We start from the raw sequence: 10,788 nt of genomic DNA, 5'->3' as shown, positions 1-10,788 counted from the left end.
TTCTTTGCGCGGCCAAAGAAAAGGAACCAAAAGAAAGGCCGCCCGGTTGCCGCTTATTCCCTGCGCTCCTCACTTTCGCCGAGGGTTGCCAGAAGAGCCATCCTTGGCCCTCTGGCAACGCGCTGCATCCATGCAGCGCCCCTTCGGGCTGTTCTCGCCGAAAGCTCCGGTGCTCGGCGCGGCAAACGGGGAAAGGTGCCCATCGAAACATCGGCTAGAGCGTTTAGCTTGGTAGGGTACGCATTGCGTACCTTTTCAAAAATCTGCCGCTCATTCTAACTTCCCAAAGGTACGCAATGCGTACCCTACACTGAATCACGCCGCCTTTTTATGCGCATGCGTAAAGCAGTTTTTCGGGCAAACCTTCGAGCAGGCCTCACAGCCGATGCAGTCGTTGGCGTTTTTGATGCTCATGACCATGTTTTCATCGTCATCGTCCTCGAAATCGTCGAGGTCATCGGCGGCGAGCACGTCGGATTTTTCCACCAAGTCGAACACATCGCGCGGGCAGACTTTGAAGCAGCGTCCGCAGCCGATGCAGGTCGTCTGGTTGATGTTGTTGACATAAGATGGCGTCCATTCCGCACCGCCGAAGGTGACGCCGGTTACAAATTCAGACATACGAAGACTCCCTATCAAGCCACATCGGATTGCGCGGCGTTAAATTTCTGGTTGGCCTCATCCCAGGCCTTGCAGGCATCGAAAGTGGCCTGCGCGATACCCATCAGCTCCTGATAGGCATCCGGCAGGCGGTCTTCGATCAGGTCGTGCAGCACCATGGCCTGTTCGGCGGCCAGCCGTTTGGTCTTCTTGACCTCTTTTTCCAGTTTTCTCAGTTCTTCAGGACTCACGGCAGCCTCCTAATCCGTCGCGGCGGCACGATATTTTTCGATCAGTTCCAGCGCTTTCGCGATGGTCTTGTCGCTTTGCTCGCACATCGCTTCCAGGCTCGGAAAGCCCCAGCGGTGCACATCGCGCAGAACCTTATCGACCACGATCAGCTTGCCGACCATGACCAGCGCCCGGCCGAAGCCTTCGTGGGTCAGATTAACCACAGGCACGGCCATGAGGCCGCTTTTCTGCTCGATCAGCGTCGCCAGCGAATTGTAATAGGCCTTGATGCGCGCCACGGTGATGCCGTCCGGATCGCCGACGACGGGAATTTCGCGTTTGCGCTCCTTGGTCAGTACCACAGGATCGATGATTTTCGCGTTCGACCAGCCGTCGTACGTATCGTAGGTGTCGATGGCGCGCAGTTGCTTGATCAGGTCTTTGACAAGCTCGGAATCCAGGTGTACGTCGTCCTCTTGGACGACCAGTTCAGCAGTGCTCATGGTGTACTCCGTTAATTATGGTGTGATGGAGAAAGTTATTATTCATCCCAGCCCTCGCTTTCCATCTGGTCGAAGCGGCTGGGATCGGGGGCCTTCTGTCGGTTGATCGCTTTCGCCAGCCAACTGGACGGGCCCGCCTTCAATTCATTTTGCAGGTCGGTGATCAGATCCTTGATCTTGCTGCCTTCGTGCACCTTGACCGGCTGTATGCCTTTGCCGATCAACTGGTTGACGGCTGAAGCGCCGATGGCCTGGCAGTAAACCGCCGCGCAGCCGTCCAGCAGCTGAATCTTCACGGATAATTTATCTTCGTTGCCGTCCTGCGCCAGTTCGCCGAATTGCGCCGCCTCCATGAGCTCGGAGTTTTCCATGTCGACGGCGTAAACCGCAAACGACCTGGCAGAGCCGAAATGCTGGTTGACGTATTCCATATCGGTGGTGGCAAAAGCGATTTTCAATGCGGTATCCATAAATTTGCTCTCTTCTTTACTTTGCACGACGTGCAGTCTTCTGCTTAATGACATGACGGCGCGCTTGCTTCGTTCGCCGGTTTCTGCGCGTAAACCGAGCGGTAAACGGGGATTTCCTCGTGCGCGTGATTGATGACCAGATTAGCCAGATCAAATAGCGTCTGCCGCGCGCCCTTGTAGCCTATCCAGGTCTTCTGGTAGCCGCCGATGATGTCATAGAGTGGAAAGCCGGCTCTCAGAATCGGCGTGCCGAGCCGCTCGGCGCTGTCGACGGCGTGCGAGTTGCCGATCACCAGCTGTGCGTTTTCGGCTTTGGCTATCAGCTCCATGTCCTCCAGATCGCCGATCTTGATGCTGGCGACCGGTATGCTCGACAGCTGCGGCGTATTGCAGGACGTGACCGCGGCCACGACCTCGGCGCCCATTTCCTGCACCTGGTCGACCAGCGCATGCAAAAGGTCCGCATCGGCCGCGATGGCGATGCGCAGCTGGCCGAGCATGAAATGCGTATCGAGCATGGCGTCCTGAAGCTGCGCGCGCTGGCGCTCGATGCGTTCCGGCACGTCCAGGCCGCTGATCTCGGACAGCGCCGAGATCAGGGCATCGTTGGCGTGCAGGCCGTAGAGATGGTCGAACCGGTAAGTCGGCACGCCGGTCTTTTCTTCCAGCAGGTCGGCCGCTTTCTGCAGCGAGGCACCGATCACGACCGTCGCCTTCGCATGACCTAATGTGGCCATTTCCGACAGCGGCGTGCCGCCGATTGTGACTGGGCTGAAATCGTCATCGGTCAGGCAGCCGTCCAGCGAATCGGACAAATCCGGCACGAATACCGGGCGCAGCCGGAACTGCTCGAAGATGTCGCGCAGCGCTTCCAGATCGCCCGGCGTCAGCATGTAGCTGACCAGCACGTTCACCTGGCGTCGGCGCCAGCCCGGCAGGGTGCCGGCTTCCTTGGCGTCGGGCACCAGCGTGCGGATGATTTCGGTCAGTGTCGCTGCGTAGCCGGTTTCGACGCTGCCGGTAAAGTCGGGCGTATTGACCGCGACCACGGCCACATCGTCGAACTCGGGATGGGCGGCCCTGAATTCGCGGACGTTGCGGTGCACGTCGGCGCCTTGCGTCTCGGCCAGGCCCGTAGTCAGGATGGTAATGAGGGCCGGGCGCGATTTCTCCGCGATGGTCTTGAGGCCAACCACCACGTTTTCGTCCGCGCCCAGCACCGAACTGCTTTGATCCATGGCCGTACTTTGCAGCGGAATCGGTTCGCGGAAATGGCGCACGAAGAACACTTTGGCGAACGCCGTGCAGCCTTGCGAGCCGTGCAGCATCGGCATGGCGCGGTTGAAGCCCAGCGTCGCCAGCGAGCCGCCGACGGGCTGGCTGGCTTTCAGCGGGCTGACCGACAGCGCCTTGTTGCGTTTCAGAATCTCGGTCATGCCGCCACCTTCGCCTTCTTCCACGGCGCCGGTGCCCTGACGGATTGCCAGACCGGGCTTTCCATCGTCAGCGCCAGTTGCCGCACCAGTTCCAGCATGCCCTGATAGCCTTCATAGCCGAATTCGCGTTCCTGGTTGATGTCGAGGAACGGGATTTTCGCCTTCAGCGCCGTGTACATGTTGCGGCCGCCGGCGATCAGGATGTCGGCCTTGTAATCGTGCACGATGCGGATCAGTTCCCGCGGGCTGCCGTCCTCGATCATCAGCGTATCCTCGCCCATCAGTTCGCGAATGCGCGCCTTGTCTTCCTCGGTCGATTTCTTGGTGCCGGTCGCGACCACCACCATGCCCAGATCCTGCAGCGCCGAAATCACCGACCAGCTTTTCACGCCGCCGGTAAACAGCAGCACGCGCTTGCCTTGCAGGCGTTCTTTCCACGGTGCCAGCTCGGCACGGATGCGCGCTTCCTCGCGCTCGATGAGCTGCTCAGTGCGTTCCGTCAGATCGGGATCATTGATAGCCTTGGCGAAATCGCGCAGGGCCTGGCTGGTGTCGGTAATACCGTAGAAACTGCCTTCGAACCAGGGCGTGCCGTATTTTTCATTCAGTTTGCGCGCGACGTTGAGCATGGCCTTCGAGCACACCATCATGTTGACTTCGGCCTTGTGCATGGTCTGTACCTCGCGAAAGCGCGCGTCGCCGGACAGCGTGCACAGGATGCGCAGGCCCAGTTCATCGAACAGCGGCAGCACATGCCAGAACTCGCCGGCGATGTTGTATTCGCCGACCAGATTCACGTCGTGGATCTTGATTTCCGAGCGCTGGACCGACAACGGCAGCGGGTCGGGATCGCGCGTGCCGACCACATACTTGAACATGGCGTCGCCGGCGATGCGGTTGCCGAGATTCTTGGTGCCGTAAAAGCCAGCGCTGTCGATCGGCACGACCGGCACGCCCCAGCGCTCCTCGGCCGACCGGCACACCGCGCCGATATCGTCGCCGATCAGCGCCGGCACACAGGTGTTGTACACGAACACGGCCGGCGGCTGGTAGGTCTCGACGGCCTGCTTGATGGCATGGAACAGCCGCTTTTCGGCGCGGCCCATGACGATATCCTGCTCGGTCAGGTCCGTGGTCATGCCGATGCGGTACAGGCTCGCGCCGGAAGAGCGCGTGCCGCGGTTATCCCACGAGCTGCCCGCGCAGGCGATAGGCCCGTGCACGATATGCGCGACATCGGCAATCGGCAACAGCGCAATCTGCGCCCCGTCAAACGCGCACCCGCCCGCCGAAGCGCCGGGCTTGGGCTTGGCGCAGCCGGATTTCTCCTTCTTGTTGTGCTCGCAGGAGGGTTCGTCCAGTAGTTCAGCAATGTCTTTGGTTGATTTCATGGCTCTGACCGGTAGTTTTGTTTTACTTAGGGCAGAGCAATGATTGTGCCAGTTTGGGGTTTGTTGATTTTGCTGGGGTTGGTGGGGGAGGGGATTGTAGGAAATGCTACAAAGTTGGGGGATTGGTGTAGGAAGTAGGTTGATAGATAAGCATGGTGTTTAAGGTGCTTTGTATTGGTTTTAAACCAATTCCTTAGTTTGATTATTTGGAGTGATTATTTAAATTGAAGTATCCTTAAATACTGAGCTTGAGAACGAGCATAGAATATCTGGGTCTGGACAATAACTTATTAGCGACTACAAATTAAGGAGAGTGGGATGAGGCTTAAGAAGCTGAAGTTAGAGAACTTTAGAGGTTATGCAAAGGAAACTGTTGTTGATTTTACTGATGAGTTAACTGCTTTCCTTGGTAGGAACGATGCGGGCAAGTCCACGATACTCGAAGCGCTCGAGATATTTTTCAACAATGAAACAATCAAAATTGATATCGGTGACCTAAGTAAGTCTGCTACATCGAATATGATATCGTTGACTTGCATATTCGATGAGCTACCCGGGCAGGTTGTTGTTGATGCTAATTATCCCACTACTCTTCAAGACGAGTTCTTGACGAACGCTGATGGTGATCTAGAGATAAGGAAGGAATGCAAGGTTCAAGCGATTGTTGGCAAGCCGTCAGTATTCGTGATCGCGAATCATCCGATTAACGAGAATATAAGTGATCTGCATAGACTTAAGATATCTGAACTTAAAAAGCTTGGTAAGCAGCTTGGCGTTGAGGGAGATGTTCAGGATCAGCGTGTAGCGTCTTTATGGAGAAAAGCTATTTGGGCTCATGAGAGTAACCTAGAGCTGAAGATACAGAAAATTGCGGTGAGCGATCTTGGAACAGATTCGAAAGAGGTGTTTGCGAGAGTGGAAGCACTCTTTCCCACGTTCGCACTTTTTAGATCAGATCGAGCAAGCAGCGATGTTGATCCTGAGGCAAGAAATCCTCTGCAAGCAGCGGTAAAACAGGCGCAGAAGGAGCTACAGGACGAGATTAATGAAATTCAGGCAAAGATCGAAAGATCTGTAATTGATGTCGCAGATAGGACTCTAGACAAAATAAGAGAAATGGACCCTAATCTTGCCAATGAGTTAACTCCTCGTTTCAAAGAGCCTCCCAAGTGGACCTTTAACTTCACATTGGACAGTGACGACGGTGTTCCTATGAATAAAAGAGGAAGTGGAGCGCGTCGTCTGATTCTTCTAAATTTCTTTAGGGCTGAAGCTGAAAAGAGAAAGACGGATAACCACTCGCCTCGTGTAATATACGCTATTGAAGAGCCAGAAACATCGCAGCATCCGAATTATCAGGTGATGCTTGTGGAAGCATTACTTCGCCTATCGGTGCGAGAAGACTGTCAGATATTGCTAACTACACATGTCCCTGCGCTCGCAGGGCTTCTGCCTACAGACTCAATCCGCTTCGTATCTAAGGATGAGAGCGGTATTCCCTCAGTGGAACCGGGCGATGAAGATACCTTGCTAAAAGCAGCTTCTAGTTTAGGAGTTCTTCCTGAGGCTGGGATGGCTGGAGCAAAAGCTGTACTCCTTGTAGAGGGACACAGCGATGTCACCTTTGTTAATCATTCAGCTCAGGTGCTTCATGAGAAAGGCTATTTGCCACGCACTTTAGCCGACTGTGGTATTGCAGTGATACCGATTGGCGGTTGTGGCAATTTGAAACATTGGGTGACAAAGCAGTTGATAGAGCAGCTCGGCTTGAATTGGAGCGTGCTTCTTGATTCCGACTTCGGCGATTCGATAGAGCATCCACGTAACCTTAAGAAGATTGAGGAGATAAGGGAACTAGGGAAAATTGCTTTACTCACGAAGAAACGGGAGCCCGAGAATTACATTGCTCCAAGTGTTGTTAAAGATAGGTACGGCGTTGTGCTTACATACACGGAGAGTTGCGACGCCAAGAAGATTATAGCGTCAGCTACAAGGACTAGACCTGAAGATGTGCTAGAGAAACTTTGGCCGTTAATGAGCGCTCAGGATATTGTTGAAATGTCCAAATATCAGAGCGACGGTTCGGAGCGAGTCGAGATAGTCGAAATGCTAAAAGCAATTCTTGATGCTCATACAGATATAAATGAAGTAATCACGGCCGTGCTTGTCTGCGAGACGGCTTAGCATGGTAAACAATGGCCGTATGGCGGATGATTCGTATGGTGGATTTGCCTTGGCATGGCCGTATGATGGATGACTTGTAAGGTAGATTTGCCTTGGCAATCCACCACAAACGGAGCCTTAAAACCGAAATGTTCCGCAATACTATCTGGCCTGTTTGAAATGGCGGTTTGCTGCGCGAAACCACCCTACCTGACTAAGTTTCTTTCGAAACAGAAAAAGAATTAACAAAGCGCGGTAGGCTGGGTTGCTAAACCCAGCATTCGAAGCCGCCCTATCTGTGGCAAGTGAAAAGGTGATTAACAGGAATATAGAAGTGACTGCAAGGTAATAGCATGGTAGGCTGGGTTGAAAAACCCAGCATTTTTAAGTCGTCCATGCCGGGTTTCCACCAAGCTCCAACCCAGCCTACGCACTACGCAATTAATTTGAAATCTTGCAAATTTAAATAACACAAATTCTTGCCAGGCAATGGCTACAGCGTTTATAAAACGCATATAACTTATGATTCAGATGGGCCCAGTAATTAAACCATGGGGATATCTTATTATGTCAAAACCAGAAAATAATGATGATGCCGAAACATCAAAATACATTAAAACGATACTAGTTGTTATCGCTTGTGTGATTATATGGATAGCGCTGCAATCTGTTATTGGTGTGCCACTGAAGATGTGAATAAGCGGTAGGCTGGGTTGATAAATCCAGCCTCTCGAAGTCGCCAATGCCGGGCTTTCGCTAAGGCTTCAACCTAGCCTACAAAAGCGGGTTCAAAAAGGCGGCCGACCGGCTTCCGTATGGATCTGCTTAAGCTCTGAGCAAAGCCAGGTAGGGTACGCATCGCGTACCTTATTCAATGCCAACAATTTTCAATTTTTAGAAAGGTACGCGATGCGTGCCCTACAGAGCTTCAACTCAGCCTGCATGTTTGAGGTTGTGTAAATGATAGCTTGGTAGGCTAGGTTGGTAATCCCAGCGTTCGAAGCCAGTCATACTAAGCTTCCGCTAAGCTCCATCCCAGCTTGCCACGCTATACAGCGCGGTAGGCTGGGTTGGTAAACCCAGCATTCGAAGCCGCCCATGCTGGGTTTCCGCCAAGCTCCAACCCAGCCTACATAACCTGAGCGCGTAGGCTGGGTTGTTAAACCCAGCATTCGGAAACACACATGCTGAGTTGGTAAGCCCAGCATTTCGAAGCCGCCCATGCCGGGCTTTCGCTAAGCTCCATCCCAGCTTATCGCGCCATACAGCGTTTGGCAGCGGATTAAGCATAACATTAGTCATCATAATGAAATGAAAAGTGAGGTTCATGCATGTCCACAACAGATCTCGATCTGTATCGTTCCATAAGAATTGAGCAGTTTCCCGACGGCGTCTTTGATGGAAAAGATCCAACTCCCGGAGTGTTATATCCTGACTTCTACGAGAAGGATTTGGGAAATGGAAACGTCAGACCGCCAGATGTTGAAATACGAAAAGAAAACGGAGTCGAATACGTTCTTGCTGGCGGTGGAACTTCGCTTTTTGATCGGCCAGGCGTTTTTACAAAAGAAGGCTGGCTTTCCTTTGAAATTCCGAACGGGACGATAATTCCAGATTCACTCATCGTCAAAAACGACGGATGGCGCACTAGACAATTTTGCACGCAATGCCATCGTCCGAGCAGTAGAACTCGGGCGCGTATCTTTGAAGATTGATTAAGGAGTCAATAATGCCAAACATAAATGGAAGAACTCTCGCCTTAGCTATTCAAGCTGTCGATTTCAAGATAGCAGATCTTGAACAGACAATTGACTCCTTACCAGCAGATGAAGGAAGCGAATTGGAAACATTGCTATTGAGCTACACCAATGCGGCAGAAGCTCTCAAACGAGCTTATCAGGAGGCCCTGGCTGAATCGGATAATCTCCCTCCGTATGAAAAGCTCGTCCGTAGCGATGACTAGCGCGTAAGCTGGGTTGTTAAGCCCAGCATTCGAAGCCGCCTATGCTGGGTTTCCGCTAAAGCTCCAACCCAGCCTACATAAGTTACATAAGCTTATTCCCATGAATAGTCCTGGATATCCGGGGAGGCGGCCCAGTTTTCGGGGTACATGCCGCGCTTGATCCATTGTTGGAACGACGAATACGGCCAGTCTTTGGCCGCTTGGACGTAGCCGTGCTTGACGGGGTTGTAATGGATGTAATCCAGATGGTGATGGAAATCCCGTTCGTTGCGTATGTAATGCTCCCAATAGCGCCGTTGCCAGATGCCTCTTTCGCCTTTGCGCTTGCGACTGGCGGAAATGGCTTCATCAGCAGTCAGGCGCATTGAAAACCGTGTCTTGATTAGACGCCAACGCGTCGGGTAATCGTCATCGCCGGGCGGCAGGGGCCAGATGCAATGCAGATGCTCAGGCAGGATGACGATAGCATCGATATTGAAGGGATGGTCGTCGCGCGTTTGCCGGAAAGCGGTGCGCAAGTGGTCGACATGCCGGATCAGTTGATCGTTACCCTGACGCTCGGCAAGATTCACGGTAAAGAAATACTGTGCCCCGGTTAGTCGGACGCGTTTATAGATTCGCATCTGCAAAGCTTAGATGAATTACCTTGGTTGTGCTATTTCAGTGGTTATGCTGGGTTTCCGCTAAAGTTCCAACCCAGCCTGTCGCGCTATTTCCATAACCCAAAATTGCAAGCCGGGCTCAGTTGGGCACGAAACAGCATGTGCCCAACCTTGTATCTTTATCCCGGTCGTGATTAGCTATCATGACTTGAGACAGAAAGAGCTTGTTACCGCCCTTAAGGATCAACCTTGTACTGTAGATCAAGCCTTCTGTCTCGCTTCTGATGCCAACACAGACACTGAACGGTAGCCAAGGGCGTTGACCCTGTATGCACAAGGCAAGTGGGCTCAGTTGGTGGTTTTTTATACTCATGGAGGTCTTTTGTTTATGTACTTTATCGGCATCGATGTTTCCAAAGCCAAACTCGACTGCAGCCTGTTGCTGGATGTCGCCACCAGCAAGCGCCGCGCTAAAGCCGCTGCCAACTCGAAAGCCGGCATTGCCGATTTACTGGCCTGGTGTGCCAAGCAGCACGTGCTTCCCCATGAACTTCGCGCCATCCTGGAAGGGACTGGCGTGTATCACGAACAGGCGGCCTTGGCGCTCACCGATGCCGGTGTGACCGTCTCTATCGTCAATCCGGCGCAGGTCAAAGACTTCGGCCGTAGCCTCGGCATCCGCACCAAAACCGATGGTGTCGACAGCCTGATCCTGGCCCGTTACGGCGCCTTATTGAACCCTAAACCTTGGCACCCGCCCAGCCAAGAGGCGCGTGTCCTGCAAGCTCTGCTGTCACGCCGCGAAGCCATTGCGCAGGATTTACAACGCGAACGCAACCGCTTGGAAAAAGCCGGCGCCACCGACACACCCGCCTTGATTCATCAATCCCTTCTGGATTCAATTGCCTTTCTGGAAAAACAGCTTGCCAAACTTCAGCACGATATCGATGAGCATATCCACAAACATCCCGGCCTGAAAGCCGACCGAGAGCTGCTGACCAGCATTCCGGCGGTAGGGCCGCAAGTCGGCAATCATTTGCTCTCGGTGATGCACAATCATTGTTTTCAGTCCGCCGAACAACTGGCTGCCTACCTGGGCCTGGTGCCAGTGGAACGGCAATCCGGCACCTCGCTTCTGGGTCGACCCCGCTTGTCGAAAGCAGGCCCTGCCCGTATTCGCGCCATTTTGTATATGGCCGCTGTGGTCGGTACTCAGCATAATCCACATCTCAAAGCGCTCTATCTACGATTACAGGCTCGAGGCAAAACCAAAATGTCTGCCTTGGGGGCTGTCATGCGCAAATTGGCCCATTTATGCTTCGGCGTGCTGAAAACTCGTCAACCTTATCGACCTGATTATGGAATACCGGCTTGATTTTTAAGACGGTATCTACAGTCTATGTGGACGGGACGCATATCCCGTCCGGCG

General features: G+C 53.3%; 13 protein-coding genes. 6 read left to right on the top strand and 7 right to left on the bottom strand.

Going from position 1 to position 10,788, the window contains the following annotated elements:
- A partial coding sequence (locus tag IT781_RS22460) for a hypothetical protein (RefSeq protein WP_228779229.1) occupies positions 1-279 on the top strand: 279 nt, incomplete at its 5' end.
- Between the two features lie 36 nt (positions 280-315).
- Here IT781_RS22460 and fdxB read toward each other — a convergent pair.
- The 6 genes from fdxB to nifE are packed head-to-tail and all read right to left on the bottom strand — an operon-like array spanning position 316 to position 4,631.
- The gene (gene fdxB / locus IT781_RS16900) at positions 316-621 is read right to left on the bottom strand and encodes a ferredoxin III, nif-specific (RefSeq protein ID WP_194971353.1); all 306 of its coding nucleotides are present in this window, start codon (positions 619-621) and stop codon (positions 316-318) included.
- 14 nt (positions 622-635) lie between these two features.
- Positions 636-851 carry a CCE_0567 family metalloprotein gene (locus IT781_RS16895; RefSeq protein ID WP_194971352.1) on the bottom strand — a complete coding sequence of 72 codons (216 nt, stop codon included), beginning with the start codon at positions 849-851 and terminating at the stop codon, positions 636-638.
- A gap of 9 nt (positions 852-860) precedes the next feature.
- Positions 861-1,334, bottom strand: a complete 474-nt coding sequence (locus IT781_RS16890) for a NifX-associated nitrogen fixation protein (protein WP_194971351.1) — start codon at positions 1,332-1,334, stop codon at positions 861-863.
- A gap of 38 nt (positions 1,335-1,372) precedes the next feature.
- Entirely contained in the window at positions 1,373-1,858 is a 486-nt protein-coding gene (gene nifX, locus IT781_RS16885) for a nitrogen fixation protein NifX (protein WP_194971350.1), read from the bottom strand.
- On the bottom strand, positions 1,849-3,240 hold the full coding sequence (gene nifN / locus IT781_RS16880; protein WP_194971349.1) for a nitrogenase iron-molybdenum cofactor biosynthesis protein NifN: 1,392 nt from the start codon (positions 3,238-3,240) through the stop codon (positions 1,849-1,851). Before nifN ends, nifX begins: the two co-directional genes overlap by 10 nt.
- Positions 3,237-4,631: a nitrogenase iron-molybdenum cofactor biosynthesis protein NifE gene (nifE, locus tag IT781_RS16875; RefSeq protein WP_194971348.1), complete on the bottom strand. Its 1,395-nt coding sequence runs from the start codon at positions 4,629-4,631 to the stop codon at positions 3,237-3,239. The genes nifN and nifE overlap by 4 nt, the downstream gene beginning before the upstream one ends.
- A gap of 318 nt (positions 4,632-4,949) precedes the next feature.
- Between nifE and IT781_RS16870 the strand changes: the two genes are divergently transcribed.
- The 4 genes from IT781_RS16870 (at position 4,950) to IT781_RS16860 (ending at position 8,757) form a co-directional block, all read left to right on the top strand.
- Positions 4,950-6,815, top strand: coding sequence for an AAA family ATPase (locus IT781_RS16870; RefSeq protein WP_194971347.1), 1,866 nt, complete (start codon positions 4,950-4,952; stop codon positions 6,813-6,815).
- 546 nt (positions 6,816-7,361) lie between these two features.
- Positions 7,362-7,490, top strand: coding sequence for a hypothetical protein (locus tag IT781_RS22645; protein WP_255528713.1), 129 nt, complete (start codon positions 7,362-7,364; stop codon positions 7,488-7,490).
- A 635-nt stretch (positions 7,491-8,125) separates the two neighbouring features.
- The gene (locus IT781_RS16865) at positions 8,126-8,509 is read left to right on the top strand and encodes a hypothetical protein (RefSeq protein WP_194971346.1); all 384 of its coding nucleotides are present in this window, start codon (positions 8,126-8,128) and stop codon (positions 8,507-8,509) included.
- A 14-nt stretch (positions 8,510-8,523) separates the two neighbouring features.
- Positions 8,524-8,757 carry a hypothetical protein gene (locus IT781_RS16860; RefSeq protein ID WP_194971345.1) on the top strand — a complete coding sequence of 78 codons (234 nt, stop codon included), beginning with the start codon at positions 8,524-8,526 and terminating at the stop codon, positions 8,755-8,757.
- 92 nt (positions 8,758-8,849) lie between these two features.
- Here IT781_RS16860 and IT781_RS16855 read toward each other — a convergent pair whose 3' ends face one another.
- Positions 8,850-9,380, bottom strand: coding sequence for a transposase (locus IT781_RS16855; protein WP_194971344.1), 531 nt, complete (start codon positions 9,378-9,380; stop codon positions 8,850-8,852).
- Positions 9,381-9,747: 367 nt separating this feature from the next.
- On the opposite strand from IT781_RS16855, the gene IT781_RS16850 reads away from it, so the two are divergent.
- Entirely contained in the window at positions 9,748-10,734 is a 987-nt protein-coding gene (locus tag IT781_RS16850) for an IS110 family transposase (protein WP_194971343.1), read from the top strand.
- The last annotated feature ends 54 nt before the right edge of the window (positions 10,735-10,788 follow it).

It is taken from the genome of Methylobacter sp. BlB1, from assembly GCF_015476545.1.
In the GTDB taxonomy this organism is placed as follows: Bacteria; Pseudomonadota; Gammaproteobacteria; order Methylococcales; family Methylomonadaceae; genus Methylobacter.
Note: the sequence above shows the minus strand (reverse complement) of the source record. Positions and strands in the feature narration are given on the sequence as shown.